Here is an 18199-nt window from a genome sequence, read left to right as displayed (position 1 = left end):
GTAGCCAGGCCCCGTCAGTGCAGGGGCGGCACCGGGTGGGGCGGGGTGGGACCGGTGTACCGGGCGGCCGGTCGGATGATCTTCGAATCGGCGGCCTGTTCGAGGACGTTCGCGCTCCAGCCGACCACGCGGGCCGCGCAGAAGGTCGGCGTGAACATCTCGCGCGGGAGCCCACAGAGCTCCATGACCACGCCCGCGTAGAACTCCACGTTGGTGTGCAGCTCCCGGCCGGGCTTCAGTTCGGCGAGGATCTCCTCGACCTGGCGCTCGACCTCCACGGCGAAGTCCACGAGGGGACCGCCGAACTGGAGGGCGATCTCGCGCAGCATGCGGGAACGGGGGTCCTCGGTGCGGTAGACGGGGTGACCGAAGCCCATGATCCGGTCACCCGCCAGGACCCGTTCGCGGATCCACGGCCCGATCCGCTCCACGGTCCCGATGGCGTCGAGGGTGTCCAGGGCCCGGCTGGGGGCGCCGCCGTGCAGGGGGCCGGAGAGCGCGCCGATGGCTCCGGTCAGGCAGGCGGCGACATCGGCGCCGGTGGAGGCGATCACCCGGGCCGTGAACGTCGATGCGTTGAAGCCGTGGTCGACGGTGGATATCAGGTACTGCTCGACCGCGCGGGCCCGGACCGGGTCGGGTTCCCGGCCGGTCAGCATGTAGAGGTAGTTGGCGGCGTACGGGAGGTCCTCGCGCGGCTCCACCGGCTCCAGGCCCTGCCCCAGGCGGTGCAGGGCGGTCAACAGGGTCGGCACGGCGGCGCAGGCGGCCAGTGCGTCGGCGGCCCGGCGACCGGGGTCGAGGTCGTAGACCGGTCGGTAGCCGGCGCAGGCGCCGAGCAGCGAGAGCGCGGTGCGCAGCCCGGCCAGGGGGCCGGAGAGCCGGGTGGCCCGGGCCAGGGCCGGCAGGGCGTCCCGCACCTCCTCGGGCAGTCGGCGCAGGGGCGCGATCTCGGCCGCGAAGGCGGCGCGCTCGACGGCGTCCACCGGGAGCGTGCCGCGGAACATCAGCTGCCACACGTCTTCGAAGCTGCGCGTGGCGGCGAGTTCGACGGCCGAGTACTGGCGGTAGTGGTAGAAGCCCTCCCGGCCCCGGACGTCGCCCAGCGCGGTTTCGGTGACCACGACTCCCGCGAGGCCGCGGGGTACTTCCAAAGTGATGTCCATGGATTGACCATCCATGATGGATTCAATCGCTGTCAATATTGATTGAATCAACATTACTATCCGTCTGTAGGGTGTTCGTCATGAGCGACCAGACGGACAGCGCGCGCAGACTCAGCACGCAGGAGGCCGCCCGCGCACTCGGGGTGAAACCGGCGACGGTGTACGCGTACGTCAGTCGGGGCCAACTCACCAGCCGCCGCGATCCCACCGGGCGGGGCAGCAGCTTCGACGCCGCCGAGGTGGCGGCGCTGGCCCGGCGGAGCCGGCGCGAGGCGGCGGCCCCCACCGGGGAACCCTCCGTCCGTACGGCGCTCACCCTCATCGAGCCCGACCGGTACTACTTCCGCGGCGTGGACGCCGTGGAGCTGGCCTCCCGGTACCGCTACGAGGAGGTCGCCGAGTGGCTCTGGACGGGCGCCCTCACGCCCGGGGCCAGGTTCACCGCGCCCCCGCAGGCCTTGGAAGCGGCCCGACGGGCGGTGGCCGCGCTGCCGGAACACGGCGGCCCCATCGACCGGTTGCGGGTGGCCGTAGCCGCCGCCGCGGTCGCGGATCCGCTGCGCTTCGACCTGTCCGAGGAGGCGGTACTCGGCTCCGCGCGCGCCCTGATCCCCACGCTGGTCGGCGCGCTGCCGGCAGTGGGCCGCCCGGCCCGGTGGGCCGGGGACGGCCGGATCGCCCGGCAGTTGTGGTCGCGGCTGACTGCGCGGGAGCCGGACCCGGACGCACTGGCCGTGCTTGACCTCGCGCTGGCCCTGCTGGTCGACCACGACCTGGCCGCCTCGACCCTGGCCGTACGGGTGGCCGCCTCCGCGCGGGCCCATCCGTACGCGGCGGTGTCCGCCGGGCTCGGCGTCCTGGAGGGCCCGCTGCACGGCGCGGCCGGACGGCTCGCGCACCGGATGCTGGTGGAGGTGCTGGAGCAGGGCGGGGCCGCGCCGGTGGTGGCGGAGTACCTGCGGGCGGGGCGCCGGGTCCCCGGGCTCGGCCACCGGCTGTACCAGGGCGAAGATCCTCGCGCGCGGGTGCTCTTCGCCTCGCTGGAAGGACTGGAGCAGGCCGGTCCGGCGCTGGGTGCGGCACGCGAGGTGGCCACGGTGATGGCTCGGCAGGGCGGGCTGCACGCCAACGTGGACCTGGCACTGGCCGTGCTGACGGTGTCGTGCGGGATGCCGGCGGAGGCCGGGGAGACGGTCTTCGCGGTCGCCCGCACGGCGGGGTGGATCGCGCACGCCCTGGAGGAGTACCAGGAGCGGCCGCTGCGGATGCGGCCGAGCGGGCAGTATCACGGGCCCCGCCCGCCCCAGCCGATGCCGTAACGGATCCGGCCCGCCCGTGCTCCCCTCCACGCGGGCTCGGGCGCCGGACGTCAGGCGGCCCTGGACGGCAGACGGCCCCGGACGTCAGGCCGCCCCGGACGTCAGGCGGCCCCGGACGTCAGGCGGCTCCCCACGGGCTGTGCCACCGCTCGGCGATGGCCGCCGCGCGCGCGAAGTGGCCCGCGGCCTCGTCCTCGCGGCCCAACAGCACGGCCAGTTCGCCCAGGGTGCGGGCGACCGGGCGGACCGCCACGGTGAACCCGGAGGAGGGCGGCGGAGCGTCACGGTACGGCAGCAGGGCCGCGTACAACTCCTCGGCGCCCGCCCGCTCCCCGAGCATGACCATGGTCATCGCCCGGAAGGTCGCGAAGACCTTGAAGAAGTAGTCCGTCCGGAGCGGTCCCGCCCGGTCGAGTACCTCGCGGGCCTCCCGCTCCTCGCCCGCGGCGGCCAGCGCGACCGCGAGCAGGTCCCCGGCCTGCGGACCGAAGGCCGCGTACACCTGCCGCAGCCGCGGCAGCGACTGCGCGGGCCGCCCCTGGCTCACCCACAGCGTCGCCATCGCGACCGCCAGGATCCCCTCCGCGTGCGGGGATCCCTGCCGGGCCATCCGCGCGGCCGCCTGCCGGTAGAGGTGCTCCGCCTCCTCGAACCGCCCCTCGACATGGGCCCAGGTCGCCTCGACCGCCTCGCCGACGGCGACCGGTCCGGGCATCCGGTAGGTCCGTGCGAGACGTATCCAGCGCTCCACGAGCCGACGTGCACCGGCCACATCGCCCTCGGCGGCCAGCGCCGCGGAGCGGACGAACATCCCGTACCACTGGTGGCCCGGCAGCTCGTGCGCGGCGCCGAGCCGTTCGAGTTCGCCTCCCAGCGCGGCGCGTTCGGGCCATTCCAGGTCGGCGTCGAGTTCCTTGACCAGCGCCGCGAGCGCCCCCGCACGCAGCACGGGGTCCCCGGTGCCCTCCGCGAGGGCGAGCGCCTCGCGCGCCGCCGCCCGTACGCCCGCCACCTTGGCGTCGGACAGCTCGGCGGCGTACGCGCCCAGTAGCCGGCAGCGTACGGCGGGGCCGTGACCGGGCCGCGCCAGTAGGCGCTCCAGCAGCTCCACCACCGGTCCGTCGACCACGCCGTAGGGCCGGGTCTGCCACGGGGTCGGTTCGGTCCACGCCGTGAACGCCGCGACCAGCAGGTCGTCCCGGCCGGCGCCGACCGCACGGTCGATCGCGGTACGCCGGGTCGTGCGGGCCGCCATGATCGCCCCGGCCCGTACCTGGGCCCGTACCAGCTGGCCGAGCAGCTCGGCGCGCTCGGCGTCCCGGTCGCCTCCGGACCCCACGGGGACCCGCTCGAAGCACTCCACCGCCTCGGCGAGCAGCACGGCGGCCACGTCATGGGCGAACCGGCTCTCTGCGAGCCAGGCGGCCCGCAGGCCGTACTCGACCGCCTTCGCCGCCGTCGCCGAGGAGGCCGCGCGCACGAAGTGGTGGGCCAGCGCGGAGACGTCGTCCGGGGCGAGCCGCTCCAGGCAGGTCGCGATCCTGCCGTGCATCCGCGAGGAGCGCAGCCGACTGAGGTCCGCCAGGAGGGTGTCGCGTACCAGCGCGTGGGCGAACCGGACCCGCCCCGGCTCGGGTTCGGCCAGCAGTCCGGCGAGCAGACCGGCCTCCAACGCGGCCAGCACGCCGTCCTCGCCGGTGTCCGCCGCCCCGACCAGGACCTCGACGTCGGACTCCCGTCCGGCCACCGCGGCCAGGCGCAGTACGGCCACCACCGCCTCGGGGAGGCGTCCGAGCCGCCGGCGCAGCACGTCCCGTACGCCCTCGGGCACCTCGGACAGCGCCACGAGCGAGCCCTCGCCGGCCAGCAGCCTGGCGCTCTCCTGGACGTAGAAGGGGTTCCCTCCCGTGCGTTCGGCCAGCGCGGTCATGACCTCCGCGTCGACCTGCGGGCCGCCCACGCCCCGGACCACCTCGGCCACGGCCTCCTCGGTGAGGCCGCGCAGCGCGATCCGGGCCGGTGAACGCCGTGCCAGTACGGCCAGGGTGTCGTCGAGCCGGCCCTCCGTGTCCTCCGGCCGGTACGCGCCCACGACGAGCAGCGCGGTACCCGGGGGGAGGTCGGCGGCACCGGACAGCAGCGCCAGCGTCTCGGTGTCGGCCCAGTGCAGGTCGTCCAGGACGACGGCGACGGGCCGCCCGCGCGCGGCCTCCACCAGCCACTGGCCGACGGCGCGGTGCAGCCGGAACCGCCCGGCGGCGACGTCCTCGCCGACGGGCGCGCGGCCAGTGCCGGGAGCGCCCTCGGCCAGGAGGGGCGAGAGCGCGGCGGCCACCGCGGGCTCGGGCGGGACGGCCGCCGCGACGGTGCGCAGTGCTTCGCCCCAGGCCCAGGCGGGTGGTGCGCCCTCGGCGTCGGTGGTGCGCCCGAAGGCGACGAGCCAGCCCTCGGTGCGGAGCCTGTCGCCGAAGGCGTGCAGCAGCGCAGACTTGCCCATCCCGGCCTCGCCGGTGACCAGCGCGGCGCCGGGGCCGGCCGCGCGGGCCCGGTGCGCCGCCGCCGTCAGCCGCTCCAGTTCCTCTTCGCGCCCGGCGAACGGCTCGCCCCCGGTGGCGGCCGGGCCCGACGCCACAGATGGCTCAGACAACGCCGTTGGCTCAGACGGCACGGGCACCACAGGCACCGCGGGCACCACGGGCTCCGGTGGCCGCGTGGCCTCGCGCAGCACCCGGCCGTCCTGGGCCAGGACCGCCCTCTCCAGCTCGATCAGGGCGGCACCGGGATCCACTCCCACCTCATCGGCGAGTACCGTCCTGGCCCGGCGCAGCGCCGAGAGCGCGTCGGCCTGCCGGCCCGCCGCCCACAGTGCGAGCGCGTGCAGCCGCCAAGCCTCCTCCCGCAGCGGCTCGTCCCGGGTCAGCAACACGGCCTCGGCGACCGCCCCTGCGAGATCGCCGCCGCCCCGCAACCCGGCGGCGATGGAGAGTTCGCGCGCGGCCAGCCGCAACTCGCCGAGCCGCAGGATCTCGGCGTGGGTCCACGGTTCGTCGGCCGTCTCGGCGTACGCCGGCCCCTGCCACAGCGCCAGCGCCTCGCGGAGCAGGGCTCCGGCGGTCTCCGGCTCGGCGTGCAGGGCCGCGCGTGCACGGCCGAGCAGCCGTTCGAAGCGCCGGGCGTCGACGGCGTCCTCGGGAAGCCGCAGCGCGTACCCGGGCGGCGCGCTCACCAGCAGCCGGGCGGGGGTGCGCGGGGCCCGGCCCGGTTCGAGGAGGCGGCGCAGGTTGGAGACGTAGGCCTGGAGCGAGGCAACGGCCCGGGCGGGCGGCGCCCCCTGCCAGAGCTCCTCGATCATCCGGTCGACGGACACGACCCGGCCGCGGGCCGCTACGAGCAGGGCCAGGACGGAGCGCTGGCGGTGGCCGCCGAGCGGGATCGCCTCGCCGTCCCGCTCGGCCGTGAAGGAGCCGAGTACGCGTATGTGGACCATGACTCGACCAACGTACGCCGTATCGCTCAGCTCCGGCCCGCCCCGGGCCTCATGACGTCACGCAACCCTCCAAGTGCCTTCCAAGAACCCTCCATGTACCGCCGCCGAGTCTCTTCCCATGAAGACGACGCAGCCACGGACGACACGAGCACCGCGAACGCACCGGAGCACGGCACGGCCGAACACCCACGAGATGGTGGTCATCCACCGCGGCCTGCGTCGCGAGGCGAGCCTGCTGGTCGAGCTGATCGCCGCGGTGGCTCCCGGCGACACTGCGCGGGCGCGGGTCCTCGGGGACCACTTCCGCGACTACCGGCTCGGTCTGACGGGCCACCACCACGGCGAGGACGCCTACCTGTGGCCGCTGCTGATGGCCCGGGTCGACCTCGAAGCGGATCTCGTCCTGCGCATGGAGGCCCAGCACGAGCGGGTGGCCGCGAGCCTCGCGACCGCCGAGGAGGCCCTGCCGGCCTGGGAGGGCCGGGCGGGGGAGGCGGAACGCGACGCGCTCGTGTCGGTCCTCTCCGAGCACCGGACCGTGCTGCTGGAGCACCTGGCGGACGAGGAGGAATCGCTCCTGCCGCTCGCCGCCCGCCACCTGTCCGGCTACGAGTGGGACCGGCTGGGCGAGCACTTCCTGACCAGCACTCCCAAGCCCGAGCTGCTGTTCTTCCTCGGGATGGTCCTGGAGGACGCCGACCGGGCCGAGCGTGCAGCGATGCTCGCCGCGCTGCCCCTCGCCGGGCGCCTGCTGTGGCACACCGTCGGGCGTCCCGCCTACGTCCGTCGGATGCGCGCCGTCCGCCGCACCGCCGCTCCGCGCTGACCCCCCTCCCCTGCGCCGCCCCTCCCGCCACTTCCAAGAGACGGAGACGAACCATGTCCCTCAAGCACTTCACCACCGCCCTGGCCGCCATCGGCGGCGCGTTCATCCTGTACGTCGGGCTCAGCTACCTGCTCGCACCGCAGGCGACCGCCGCCGACTTCGGGCTACCGACCTGGCCGCAGCACGACGGCGCCGCCTTCCTCTCCGTCAAGGGCGTGCGCGACGTCGCGACCGGCCTGGTCATCCTCGCGCTCCTCCTCACGGGGCAGCGCCGGGCGCTCGGCTGGGCCATGGCCGCGATCGTCTTCGTCCCCGCCGGCGACATGGTGATCGTCCTCGCGGGCGGTGGACCCGCGGCTCAGGCCTACGGGGTCCACGGCGCCACCGCCCTCGCCGTCGCCCTGACCGCGGGCCTCCTACTGCGCGAGCGTCCGGCCCCTGCCGTCCCGGCCGCCGCCAAGCCGGCCCGGACCTGACCACCCGCCCTCCCTCCTCCCCCTCCCTCACCAGCTCCCCTCTCCCAGGAGAAGACGACATGTCCCTGATCGTGCCTTCCTTCGACGAAACGGTGATCGTGCGCTCGGCCAAGGCCGAGACGATCGGCGCTGCCCCGACGACCATCCAGCTCCTCGCCGACAGCAGTTCCACGGGCGGCGCCCTGTCGACCCAGCGGGTGAGCCTGCTGGACGGCGCCAACGGGGCTGCGCCCCACCACCACTCCCGGTCCGCCGAGCTCTTCTACCTGCTCGACGGCACCGCGCAGCTCCTGTCGGGCGACCAGGTGGTGACCGCGGAACGCGGTGACCTCGTCATCGTGCCGCCCGGCCTCGATCACGCGTTCGCCGCCGCGCCCGGTGAGAACGCCGACATCCTCATCGTGATCACGCCGGGCATCGAGCGGTTCGAGTACTTCCGCCACCTGGAACGGATCGCCTACGGGAAAGTGCCTCCGGAGTCCCTGCTGGACGTCCAAGAGCTCTACGACACCTACTTCACCCGCAGTGAGGCGTGGGACACGGTCCGGGCATGACGGGAGTGGGGTACCCGACAAGCCGGGCGCAAGCATTCCGCTCGTGCCCGTGCCGACCTACCGTTGCTGCCCATGCGGTTCCCCCTCATGAGCGCTCGGCGCGTCGGGCTGCCCAGACGGGCGGTCTCCCAGATCTTGCTGACCCAGCTGGCCATCGCCGCCGGGGTCGCCGTTCTGGCGACCGGACTGTTCCTGGCGCCGCTGAGCGCCCAGCTCGACGACCAGGCCATGCGGCGCGCCCTGGCCATCGCGCAGAGCGCCGCGGCCGACCCGGCCCTGGCCGCCGGGGTCCTGGACTCCGGGGCCTCGGCCGACAGCCCCGTACAGTCCTCGGCCGAGCGGATCCGCCGGGCCACCGGAGCCGAGTACGTGGTCGTGCTCGACCTGGACGGCATCCGCCGCTCGCACCCGAGCGCCGACCGGATCGGGCTCCCCGTCTCCACTGACCCGAGCGATGCCCTGGCGGGGCGCGAGGTCATGGAGATCGACGACGGCACCCTGGGCCGCTCCGCCCGGGGCAAGGTCCCGCTCCTCGCGGCCGACGGCGAGATCATCGGCGCCGTCTCGGTCGGCATCGCCTACGACAGCGTCCGCGACCGGTTGCTCGGCGCGATCCCCGGACTGCTCGCCTACGCCGGCGGGGCCCTGGCAGCGGGCGCCCTCGCCGCCTACCTGCTCTCCCGCAGGATCCAGCGGCAGACCCGCGATCTGGCCTTCTCCGACATCGCCGGCCTGCTCGCCGAGCGCGAGGCCATGCTGCACTCCATCCGCGAGGGTGTGATCGCCCTGGCCCCCGACGGCAGGGTCCGGCTGGTCAACGACGAGGCCGCCCGCCTGCTGGGCCTCGCCCCGGACGCCGCCGTCGGCTGCGCGGGGCGCCCGCTGGAGGACGTACTGGGTGCGGGCCGCACCGCGGACGTCCTGTCGGGCCGTGTCACCGGCCGGGACCTGCTCACCGTCCAGGGCCCCCGGGTGCTGGTGGCCAACCGCATGCCGACCGAGGACGGCGGCGCCGTCGCCACCCTGCGCGACCGCACCGAACTGGAGCGCCTCGGCCGCGAGCTCGACTCCACCCGGGGCCTGATCGATGCCCTGCGCGCCCAGGACCACGAGCACGCCAACCGCCTCCACACCCTCCTCGGCCTCCTGGAGCTGGGCCTGCACGAGGAGGCGGTGGAGTTCGTGACCGAGGTCGCCGGCGTGCACCGCACGACGGCCGAACAGGTCGCCGAGAAGGTCCACGACCCGCTGCTGGCCGCCCTCCTGGTGGGCAAGGCGGCCGTCGCCGCCGAGCGCGGCGTCCCCCTGCGCCTGGCCGGCTCCACCCTCCTCCCCGACCGCCTGGTGGACCCGGGCGGCCTCGTCACGATCCTCGGCAACCTCGTGGACAACGCCCTGGATGCCGCAACGGGTTCAGCGGCGCCCCTGGTCGAGGTGGAGTTGCGCGCGGAGGGGCGTACCGCCGTGCTGCGGGTGTGCGACAGCGGCCCCGGGGTGCCCGCCGCGCGCCGTGAGGAGATCTTCACGGAGGGCTGGTCGACCAAGCAGCCCAAGGCCCACCGCGAGCGTGGGCTGGGCCTCGCCCTCGTACGCCGCCTCGCGGAGCGGCAGGGCGGCAGCGCGCGGGTCGGTGAAGCAGCGGACGGAGGGGCGGAATTCTCCGTCGTACTCCCGGAGGCCCTGCGGTGAACGAGACCCCGATCCACGTATTGGTCGTCGACGACGACATGCGTGTTGCCCGGATCAACGCGGCGTACGTGGCAAAGGTTCCCGGATTCCTGGTGACGGCTCAGGCTCATTCAGCCGCCGAGGCCCTGGAGTTCCTCGCCTCGCATCCGGTGGACCTGGTCCTGCTGGACCACTACCTCCCCGACGAGAACGGCCTGGACCTCGTTCGGCGGCTGCGCCAGCTCGGCCACCGCACCGATGTGATCATGGTCACCGCTGCCCGCGACCTCGCCACCGTGCAGGCCGCCATGCGCCTCGGCGCCCTGCAATACCTGGTCAAGCCCTTCACCTTCGCCGGACTGCGAAGCCGGCTGGAGGCGTACGGGGCGCTGCGCCGCACCCTGGAGACGGGCGGTGAGGCCGAACAGGCCGAGGTGGACCGGATCTTCGGTGCCCTCGCCGCCGCGGGATCCCCGAACGAGCTCCCCAAGGGCCATTCCGCCACCACCGCGGAGCTCGTCCGCCAGGTGCTGCGGTCCGCCGAAGGTCCCCTGTCCACCCAGCAGATCGCCGACCGCGCGGGCATCAGCCGGCAGACCGCCCAGCGCTACCTCAAGCTCCTCGAACGCACCGCGCGGGTCAGCCTCGCCCTGCGCTACGGCGAGACCGGCCGTCCGGAACACCGCTACGCCTGGCTCCCGTCGGAGGGGCCGGCCTGACGGCGACCGGCCTTCCGACCGACCGCCCAGCCGACCGGCCGACCGGCCGCTCCGCCCCTCGGCCCCCTCGGCCCCTCAGACCGCTCCGGCTCCGGTCAGGGAGCGGACCTCCGTCTCCGCGTGCTTCGCCTCGTCCGCTTCCTCTCCCGAGGTGACGGTGCCCAGCCAGCCCGCCAGGAAGCCCAGCGGGATCGAGACGATCCCCGGGTTCTGGAGCGGGAAGTACTGGAAGTCCACTCCGGGGAAGAGGGAGTCGGCGCTGCCCGACACCACCGGCGAGACCAGTACCAGGAGCACCGCCGGAATCAGACCGCCGTACACCGACCAAACGGCTCCGCGCGTGGTGAAGCCGCGCCAGAAGAGCGAGTACAGCAGCACCGGCAGATTCGCCGAAGCCGCCACCGCGAAGGCCAGCCCCACCAGGAACGCCACGTTGAGGTCTTGGGCGAGCAGCCCGAGGGCGATCGCGACCGCCCCGATGCCGACGGCCGCGCCCCGGGCCACCGCGACCTCGCTGCGCTGCCGGGCGTGCCGGCGCTTGAGGGAGGCGTACAGGTCGTGTGCCACGGAGGCCGAGGAGGCCAGGGTGATGCCGGCGACCACGGCCAGGATAGTGGCGAAGGCGATGGCGGCGACGAAGGCGAACAGCACCGCGCCCCCGGTGGAGTCGGCGCCCCCGCCGAGGAAGGCCGCCAGCAGCGGAACGGCCGTGTTCCCCGAGGCGTTGGAGGCCCGTACCTCGTCCGGTCCCACCAGCGCGGCCGCCCCGAAGCCGAGCACGATGGTCATCAGGTAGAACCCGCCGATCAGCGCGATCGCCCACACCACCGAGCGGCGGGCCGACCGCGCGGTGGGCACGGTGTAGAACCGCGACAGGATGTGCGGCAGCCCGGCGGTCCCGAGGACCAGCGCGAGGCCGAGGCTCATGAAGTCGATGCGGGCGGTCCAGTCCCCGCCGTACTTGAGGCCGGGGCCCAGGAAGGCCCGTCCGTGCCCGCTGCGGTCGGCTGCGCTGGTGAGCAACTGGTCGAAGTTCCCGTGGAAGCGCAGCAGCACGAGCACGGTCAGGGTGATCGCGCCGCCCATCAGCAGCACGGCCTTGACGATCTGGATCCAGGTGGTGGCCCGCATCCCGCCGAAGGACACGTAGACCACCATCAGGGCGCCCACGCCCACCACGGTGAGGGTGCGGGCTACGGCGCTCGAGTTCCCCAGCAGCAGGCCGACCAGACTGCCCGCGCCGACCATCTGCGCGATGAGGTAGAGGACGGAGACGACGACCGAGGAGATGCCGGCCGCGATCCGGACCGGACGTTCGCTCATCCGGGCGGCGACCACGTCGGCAAGGGTGAAGCGCCCGCAGTTGCGAACGAGTTCGGCGACGAGGAACAGCACCACGAGCCAGGCCACGAGGAAGCCCACCGAATACAGCAGCCCGTCGTAGCCGAAGAGGGCGATCAGGCCGGAAATGCCGAGGAACGAGGCCGCGGACATGTAGTCGCCCGCGATGGCGAATCCGTTCTCCATCGGGGAGAACAATCGCCCGCCCGCGTAGAACTCCTCGGCCGAACCGTGCCGGTTCCGGCTGACCCAGGTGGTGATGCCGAGCGTCACCGCGATGAAGAGGCTGAACAGGATCAGCGCGAGGGTCTGGTGCTCGGTGGTCACCGGCCGGCCCTCCTCGCCCGGGTCCGCTCGGCGCCGTGCTCCTGCTCGAAGACGGTCCAGCGCAGATCGAGCGCGGCCCGGTCCCTGCGCAGTCGCGCGTGCCGGGCATAGGCCCAGGTCAGCAGGAAGGTGCTGAGGAACTGGCCGAGCCCCGCCAGCATGGCCACGTTGACCGCGCCCACCACGGGCCGGGCCATCAGGCCGGGCGCGGCAGTGGCGGCGACCACGTAGGCGACGTACCAGAGGAAGAATCCGGCGGTGGCGGGGACGACGAACCTGCGGTAGCGGGTGCGCACCTCCTGGAAGGCGGCGCTGCGCTGCACTTCGAGGTAGATGTCGGATGCTCCGGGCGCGGGGCGTCCACCCACGGGAACCGGGGCCGGCTGGGACGTTTCCTCACCCTCGCCCCACCCGACGGCCAGCGCGTCGTCGTACCAGGGGTCGTCCAGCCGGATCGTTCCGGTATCACGACCTTCGTGCTTGTCCACCGAACTCTCCTTGTCCGCTGCCGCATTGGCCGCGTGCCCACAAGGATGTACGGAATGGGTCTTTCCGGACGGGTGTACCGGCGCTCTTCACTCCAACAGGTGATGGAACGAAGAGCGCCGGTGTGCCGTGGTGCGTTCGGTGTCAGTCTCTGCCGGGGGCCGGCGGCACCCGGGTCAGGCGTCGATGCGCGAGCGGTCCAGGGTGGCCGCGGAGCTCGTGATGAACTCCTTGCGCGGGGCCACCTCGTTGCCCATGAGCAGGTCGAAGACCTGCTCGGCCGAGTCCAGGTCGCCGATGTTGATCCGGCGCAGGGTGCGGTGGCGGGGGTCCATGGTGGTCTCCGCCAGCTGGTCCGCGTCCATCTCGCCGAGGCCCTTGTACCGCTGGATCGAGTCCTTGTACCGGATGTTCTTGCGCTGGTACTCCAGCAGCGTCTGGCGCAGCTCGTTGTCCGAGTACGTGTAGACGTACTTGTCCTGGCCCTTCTTCGGCTGGACCAGCTCGATCCGGTGCAGCGGCGGCACGGCCGCGAAGACCCGGCCGGCCTCGACCATCGGCCGCATGTACCGCTGGAAGAGCGTGAGCAGCAGGCAACGGATGTGCGCGCCGTCGACATCGGCGTCCACGAGCAGCACGATCTTGCCGTACCGGGCGGCGTCGATATCGAAGGTCCGGCCCGAGCCGGCTCCTATGACCTGGATGATCGCCCCGCACTCGGCGTTCTTGAGCATGTCCGAGACCGAGGACTTCTGAACGTTGAGGATCTTGCCGCGGATGGGCAGGAGCGCCTGGAACTCCGAGTTCCGGGCGAGCTTCGCGGTACCGAGGGCGGAGTCGCCCTCGACGATGAAGAGCTCGCTGCGGTCCACGTCGTCGCTGCGGCAGTCGGCCAGCTTGGCGGGGAGCGAGGAGGTCTCCAGTGCCGTCTTGCGACGCTGCGCCTCCTTGTGCTGACGAGCCGCGATCCTGGTCCGGGCCGCCGCGACGATCTTCTCCATCACGGCGCGGGCCTGCTGCTTGTCGTCGCGCTTGGTGGACGTCAGGAAGGCCTTGAGCTCCTTGGCGACCACGGCGGCGACGATCCGGGTGGCCGCCGAGGTGCCGAGCACCTCCTTGGTCTGGCCCTCGAACTGCGGCTCGGCGAGCCGGACGGTGACGACGGCCGTCATGCCCTCCATCGCGTCGTCCTTGACCACGTCGTCCTCGGCGACGCGCAGCAGCTTGGCCGAGCGCAGCACCTCGTTGACGGTCTTGGTCACGGAGCGTTCGAAGCCGCTGACGTGGGTGCCGCCCTTGGGGGTGGCGATGATGTTCACGAAGGACTTGACGCCGGTCTCGTACCCCGTGCCCCAGCGCAGGGCGATGTCCACGCCGAGCTCGCGGGTGACCTCGGTCGGGGTCATGTGGCCGCGGTCGTCGAGGACCGGGACGGTCTCCTTGAAGGTGCCCGATCCGGTCAGCCGCAGTACGTCGCAGACGGCCTTGTCCTGGGCGAGGTACTCGCAGAACTCGCTGATGCCGCCGTCGAAGCGGAAGGTCTCCTCGGTCTTGCCGGCCCCGTCGATGCCGCGCTCGTCGCGGACGACCAGGGTCAGGCCGGGGACGAGGAAGGCGGTCTGGCGGGCGCGCTGGTAGAGCGTCTCCAGATTGAGCCGGGCGTCCTTGAGGAAGATCTGGCGGTCGGCCCAGTAACGGACCCGGGTGCCGGTCTTGCCCTTGGCGACCCGCTTGACCTTGCGGAGGCCGTTGGCGGGGTCGAAGGGGCTGTCGGGGCCCTGCTCGGTGAACATTCCCGGGACGCCGCGCCGGAAGCTGATGGCGTGGGTCGAGCTGTTGCGGTCGACCTCGACGTCGAGGCGGGCGGAGAGGGCGTTGACCACGGAGGCACCGACGCCGTGCAGACCGCCGGAGGCCGCGTACGAGCCACCGCCGAACTTGCCGCCGGCGTGCAGCTTGGTCATGACGACCTCGATGCCGGACAGGCCGGTCTTGGGCTCGACGTCCACGGGGATGCCGCGGCCGTTGTCCCGGACCTCGACGGAGGTGTCCTCGTGGAGGATCACCTCGATGTGGTCGCAGTAGCCGCCCAGGGCCTCGTCGACGGAATTGTCGATGATCTCCCACAGGCAGTGCATGAGGCCCCGGCTGTCGGTGGAGCCGATATACATGCCGGGGCGCTTGCGGACGGCCTCCAGCCCTTCGAGGACGAGCAGGTGCCGCGCGGTGTAGTTGGAACCGTCCCGGTCTGCTCCGGACAGCAGCGCGCTGGAAGGCACGGACGTGTCGGCGGTCACGCAGTTCGCTCCTCGCTGAATTTCTTTTCTGGCCCGGTCGGGCGCAGGGGTGGCTCGGGTGCCGCTCGAAGGGTACCGAGGCCAGGTAGAGCCGATGCAACGCCACCCTCGCCCATTCCGCAGCCTAGTCCAGATCCGTACGGATGTTCGATCCCCCGCGCGGGTGAAGGAAACATCACGTTCCCTTCCGCGCATGAACCATTTAGGGTTCGGGCACGTCCTCATGAACAACCTGGCACTCACGCCGGGGGAGGATGGAACTGCAACAAGCGCACGACTGACAACGCGAAACCGTAAAGCAACGCAATACGGCTCCTTCGCCGCCAACCGGCAACAGCCGGCCAGCTTCGGAAGGAAGTTTCGAGGAAAAGCCGCGAGCGGGAACGTTTTCGGCCTGGTTGGATGTTGACCCTGGTACGACAGCTCGTCGAGCTAGAGAAGAGGCGACGTGACTACTGTTCTGACACCCGCGACCCCGCTGACGGCCGCTGACCGATGCGACCGTTGCGGCGCCCAGGCATATCTGCGCGTCGTCCTGCTGAGCGGCGGTGAACTGCTCTTCTGCGCCCACCACGGGCGCAAGTTCGAGCCGGAACTCAAGAAGATCGCCGCGGAAATACAGGATGAGACCGAGCGGCTCACGTCCGCTCCGGCTGCCCATGCCGAACCCGAGGACCGCTGACACAGGCCTGCACCTCGCATCCGACGAGCCAGGACCGGCTAGGCCGGTCGACGGGCGGCACTCCTGAGACCCAGGAGTGCCGCCCGTCCTCACGTCCGCGACCCCGCGGCTAGGGCGTACGGTGCCCCTGTACGGCCCCTGTGCGGGGTCCGTAGGCCCCGCGGGCGCCCCACCCGATGCCTTGGACCTTCCCGGGCTGCGCGCCCGTCTCCGGGGCCAGTACGAAGTCGACCAACGGGGCGACGCGCGTGTAGACACCGGGGCTGTCGGCACGCCCGCAGCCCCGGCCCCACGAGACCAGCCCGATGAGCCGGCCCTGAGCCACCAGCGGCCCGCCGCTGTCCCCCTGGCAGGCGTCCCTGCCGCCGCCGTCGTCCCCCGCGCACACCATGGACTCCGCGCGGTACTGCCCGTCCGCGTCCCCGGGGTAGGCGCGCTCGCAGACCGCGTCCGCCAACACCGTCACCCCCGCGGCACGCAGCCCGTACGCATAGTCACCAAAGCCGCTCGTGTCGCCCCAGCCGTACACCGCCGCCCCGGTCCCCGCCGCGTAGGCGGAGTGCCCCGTACCCGCCATGGGCAGCACGTAGTGGGCCGGTACCGACTCGGCCAGCTCCAGAACGGCGAGGTCCCCGGCATTGCTCGCCGGGTCATAGGCCGGGTTCACCCTCGCCCCGCGCACCGCGATCTCCCGGCCGTCGGCCGCCCGGAGCTCCGTACGCCCCGCGATCACCCGAAAGTCGGCCACGGATTCGACCGGGCCTCCGAGCACCTGGCTGCCCAGGCAGTGCGCAGCCGTCAGCACCCGGGTCGGGGACACGACCACGCCTCCGCAGAACTGCCCGCCCCGCGTACCCCCGAACCGGTCACGGCTGGCGAGGGCGACGACCCAGGGGCTGTCGGCGACCTTCACCGGCTTCCCGCCGATCACCACGCTGTCCGCGGCCGCCTGTGGCACCTGGGCGAACGGCGCCGCGGCCGCTCCCGCCGCCAGGGTCAGCGCTCCCGCCAGAGCACGGGCAAAGGGACGACGCATGAGGCCTCCTGACTCCGAGTGTGCATGACTCCACCCAGAGTGGGTCGCCCGGTGGCCGAGCGCACCCGCGCGGCCACGTCGCGCTGTCGTCCCCCGCGGCTTTCGACGGCGCCCGGCGCCGTCGAAAGCCGCCCGCTCAGTCCAGGTAGTCGCGCAGCACCTGGGAGCGGGACGGGTGCCGGAGCTTCGACATCGTCTTCGACTCGATCTGGCGGATCCGCTCACGCGTGACCCCGTAGACCTTGCCGATCTCGTCGAGGGTCTTGGGCTGGCCGTCCGTGAGGCCGAAGCGCATCGAGACGACGCCGGCCTCGCGCTCGCTCAGGGTGTCGAGCACCGAGTGCAGCTGCTCCTGCAGCAGCGTGAAGCTCACCGCATCGGCCGGGACGACCGCCTCGGAGTCCTCGATGAGGTCACCGAACTCGCTGTCGCCGTCCTCGCCGAGCGGCGTGTGCAGGGAGATCGGCTCGCGGCCGTACTTCTGGACCTCGATGACCTTCTCGGGAGTCATGTCGAGTTCCTTGGCCAGCTCCTCCGGGGTGGGCTCGCGGCCCAGGTCCTGGAGCATCTGGCGCTGCACGCGCGCCAGCTTGTTGATGACCTCGACCATGTGCACCGGGATGCGGATGGTGCGCGCCTGGTCGGCCATGGCGCGCGTGATCGCCTGCCGGATCCACCACGTGGCATAGGTCGAGAACTTGTAGCCCTTGGTGTAGTCGAACTTCTCGACCGCGCGGATCAGACCCAGGTTGCCCTCCTGGATCAGGTCCAGGAAGAGCATGCCGCGGCCCGTGTAGCGCTTGGCGAGGGAGACCACGAGGCGGAGATTGGCCTCCAGCAGGTGGTTCTTCGCACGACGGCCGTCCTCGGCAATGATCTCCAGCTCGCGCTTGAGCTTGGGCGCCAGCTTGTCGGAGTTCGCCAGCTTGTCCTCGGCGAACAGACCCGCCTCGATGCGCTTGGCGAGCTCCACCTCCTGCTCGGCGTTGAGGAGGGGGACCTTGCCGATCTGCTTGAGGTAGTCCTTGACCGGGTCGGCGGTGGCACCGGCGACCACCACCTGCTGGGCGGGGGCGTCGTCCTCGTCGTCGGAGATGACGAAGCCCTTGTTCTCCCCGCCCTCCTCCTCTTCCTCGGCCTCGGCCTTGACGGCGTCGGGACCCTCGTCCGCGGTCTCGTCCTCGCCCGCCTCGTCCGCGTCCTTCTTGGAGGCGGTCTTCTTCGCCGCCGTCTTCTTGGCAGCGGTCTTCTTGGCGGGCGCGGCCTTCTTGGCCGCCGTCTTCTTCGCCGCCGTCTTCTTGGCGGCGGGCTCCGTCCCGGGCTCTCCCGCGAGCGCGTCCACGATCTCCGGGTCCGCCGCCCCGGCTGCCGGAACCGCAGTGGCCGCGGGCTGCGCTGCCGTCGTCCTGGCCACCGTCTTCTTGACGGTCTCGGTGGCCGTCCGCTTGGCGGGGCTCTTGGCCGCGACGCTCTTGCGGGTGGTGCGCTTGGGCGACTCCGCGGCACTGACCATCAGCGTCACACCCTCTTCCTCGAGGATCTGGTTGAGGCTGCGCAGAACATTCTTCCACTGGGTCGCAGGAATCTGGTCAGCCTCGAAGGCCCGACGCACGTCATCGCCGGCGATCTGCCCCTCGGCCTTGCCCCGCTCGATGAGCGCCATCACAGACTCGGAATCGGCGATCTCCGGCGGGAGCGTACGGGATGTGCTGGCCGACACGAACAACCTCTCGGAACGATGGGAACGGCTTCCGACCCCGGGCCTGGTGGTGCTGGACCGGAGCCGACGACCACCGACCGGGGATGGGCCGGCGG

General features: G+C 72.5%; 14 protein-coding genes. 7 read left to right on the top strand and 7 right to left on the bottom strand.

Annotated elements, in window-relative coordinates; all coding sequences use genetic code 11:
• Nucleotides 1-14: 14 nt before the first annotated feature.
• Nucleotides 15-1181: a citrate synthase gene (locus ACIQK6_RS22470; RefSeq protein ID WP_402695316.1), complete on the bottom strand. Its 1167-nt coding sequence runs from the start codon at nucleotides 1179-1181 to the stop codon at nucleotides 15-17.
• 65 nt (nucleotides 1182-1246) lie between these two features.
• Here ACIQK6_RS22470 and ACIQK6_RS22465 point away from each other — a divergent pair, with 65 nt between their 5' ends.
• Nucleotides 1247-2485, top strand: a complete 1239-nt coding sequence (locus ACIQK6_RS22465; protein WP_329098618.1) for a citrate synthase — start codon at nucleotides 1247-1249, stop codon at nucleotides 2483-2485.
• 118 nt (nucleotides 2486-2603) lie between these two features.
• On the opposite strand, the gene ACIQK6_RS22460 is transcribed toward ACIQK6_RS22465, so the two are convergent.
• A complete protein-coding gene (locus ACIQK6_RS22460; protein ID WP_402695315.1) occupies nucleotides 2604-5972 on the bottom strand; it encodes a BTAD domain-containing putative transcriptional regulator in 3369 nt (1122 codons plus the stop codon).
• A 193-nt stretch (nucleotides 5973-6165) separates the two neighbouring features.
• Here ACIQK6_RS22460 and ACIQK6_RS22455 point away from each other — a divergent pair, with 193 nt between their 5' ends.
• From ACIQK6_RS22455 to ACIQK6_RS22435, 5 genes are all read left to right on the top strand, one after another.
• Nucleotides 6166-6798 (top strand): hemerythrin domain-containing protein, encoded by a 633-nt coding sequence (locus ACIQK6_RS22455; protein WP_329098620.1) that lies wholly within the window; start codon nucleotides 6166-6168, stop codon nucleotides 6796-6798.
• Nucleotides 6799-6851: 53 nt separating this feature from the next.
• The gene (locus ACIQK6_RS22450; protein ID WP_402695314.1) at nucleotides 6852-7274 is read left to right on the top strand and encodes a DUF4267 domain-containing protein; all 423 of its coding nucleotides are present in this window, start codon (nucleotides 6852-6854) and stop codon (nucleotides 7272-7274) included.
• A 59-nt stretch (nucleotides 7275-7333) separates the two neighbouring features.
• Nucleotides 7334-7828, top strand: a complete 495-nt coding sequence (locus ACIQK6_RS22445) for a cupin domain-containing protein (protein WP_329098623.1) — start codon at nucleotides 7334-7336, stop codon at nucleotides 7826-7828.
• Between the two features lie 72 nt (nucleotides 7829-7900).
• Entirely contained in the window at nucleotides 7901-9517 is a 1617-nt protein-coding gene (locus tag ACIQK6_RS22440) for a sensor histidine kinase (RefSeq protein WP_329098625.1), read from the top strand.
• Nucleotides 9514-10215, top strand: coding sequence for a response regulator (locus tag ACIQK6_RS22435; RefSeq protein WP_402695313.1), 702 nt, complete (start codon nucleotides 9514-9516; stop codon nucleotides 10213-10215). The genes ACIQK6_RS22440 and ACIQK6_RS22435 overlap by 4 nt, the downstream gene beginning before the upstream one ends.
• Nucleotides 10216-10290: 75 nt before the next feature.
• Here ACIQK6_RS22435 and ACIQK6_RS22430 read toward each other — a convergent pair whose 3' ends face one another.
• The 3 genes from ACIQK6_RS22430 to ACIQK6_RS22420 all read right to left on the bottom strand — a co-directional run bounded on the left by ACIQK6_RS22430 (nucleotide 10291) and on the right by ACIQK6_RS22420 (nucleotide 14666).
• Entirely contained in the window at nucleotides 10291-11883 is a 1593-nt protein-coding gene (locus tag ACIQK6_RS22430; protein WP_329098629.1) for a cation acetate symporter, read from the bottom strand.
• Nucleotides 11880-12371 carry a DUF485 domain-containing protein gene (locus ACIQK6_RS22425; protein ID WP_402695312.1) on the bottom strand — a complete coding sequence of 164 codons (492 nt, stop codon included), beginning with the start codon at nucleotides 12369-12371 and terminating at the stop codon, nucleotides 11880-11882. The genes ACIQK6_RS22430 and ACIQK6_RS22425 overlap by 4 nt, the downstream gene beginning before the upstream one ends.
• Nucleotides 12372-12545: 174 nt before the next feature.
• Nucleotides 12546-14666, bottom strand: coding sequence for a DNA topoisomerase IV subunit B (locus tag ACIQK6_RS22420; protein WP_329098633.1), 2121 nt, complete (start codon nucleotides 14664-14666; stop codon nucleotides 12546-12548).
• A gap of 448 nt (nucleotides 14667-15114) precedes the next feature.
• Here ACIQK6_RS22420 and ACIQK6_RS22415 point away from each other — a divergent pair, with 448 nt between their 5' ends.
• Nucleotides 15115-15348, top strand: coding sequence for a hypothetical protein (locus tag ACIQK6_RS22415; RefSeq protein ID WP_030028922.1), 234 nt, complete (start codon nucleotides 15115-15117; stop codon nucleotides 15346-15348).
• A 109-nt stretch (nucleotides 15349-15457) separates the two neighbouring features.
• Here the strand turns inward: ACIQK6_RS22415 and ACIQK6_RS22410 are convergent, their stop codons facing one another.
• Together ACIQK6_RS22410 and ACIQK6_RS22405 are read right to left on the bottom strand one after the other, a co-directional pair.
• Entirely contained in the window at nucleotides 15458-16384 is a 927-nt protein-coding gene (locus tag ACIQK6_RS22410) for a serine protease (RefSeq protein WP_329098635.1), read from the bottom strand.
• Nucleotides 16385-16520: 136 nt separating this feature from the next.
• Nucleotides 16521-18104 (bottom strand): RNA polymerase sigma factor, encoded by a 1584-nt coding sequence (locus tag ACIQK6_RS22405; RefSeq protein ID WP_329098636.1) that lies wholly within the window; start codon nucleotides 18102-18104, stop codon nucleotides 16521-16523.
• Between the last annotated feature and the right edge of the window lie 95 nt (nucleotides 18105-18199).

The organism is Streptomyces sp. NPDC091682 (assembly GCF_044756625.1).
Classification (GTDB): Bacteria; Actinomycetota; Actinomycetes; order Streptomycetales; family Streptomycetaceae; genus Streptomyces.
This window is presented reverse-complemented; position numbering and strand designations above follow the sequence as displayed.

Excerpts from the sequence above, each read along its gene's own strand:
- ACIQK6_RS22470 (WP_402695316.1), bottom strand. The coding sequence starts at position 1,181 with ATGGATGGTCAATCCATGGACATCACTTTGGAAGTACCCCGCGGCCTC.
- ACIQK6_RS22465 (WP_329098618.1), top strand. The coding sequence starts at position 1,247 with ATGAGCGACCAGACGGACAGCGCGCGCAGACTCAGCACGCAGGAGGCC.
- ACIQK6_RS22460 (WP_402695315.1), bottom strand. The coding sequence starts at position 5,972 with ATGGTCCACATACGCGTACTCGGCTCCTTCACGGCCGAGCGGGACGGC.
- ACIQK6_RS22455 (WP_329098620.1), top strand. The coding sequence starts at position 6,166 with ATGGTGGTCATCCACCGCGGCCTGCGTCGCGAGGCGAGCCTGCTGGTC.
- ACIQK6_RS22450 (WP_402695314.1), top strand. The coding sequence starts at position 6,852 with ATGTCCCTCAAGCACTTCACCACCGCCCTGGCCGCCATCGGCGGCGCG.
- ACIQK6_RS22445 (WP_329098623.1), top strand. The coding sequence starts at position 7,334 with ATGTCCCTGATCGTGCCTTCCTTCGACGAAACGGTGATCGTGCGCTCG.
- ACIQK6_RS22440 (WP_329098625.1), top strand. The coding sequence starts at position 7,901 with ATGCGGTTCCCCCTCATGAGCGCTCGGCGCGTCGGGCTGCCCAGACGG.
- ACIQK6_RS22410 (WP_329098635.1), bottom strand. The coding sequence starts at position 16,384 with ATGCGTCGTCCCTTTGCCCGTGCTCTGGCGGGAGCGCTGACCCTGGCG.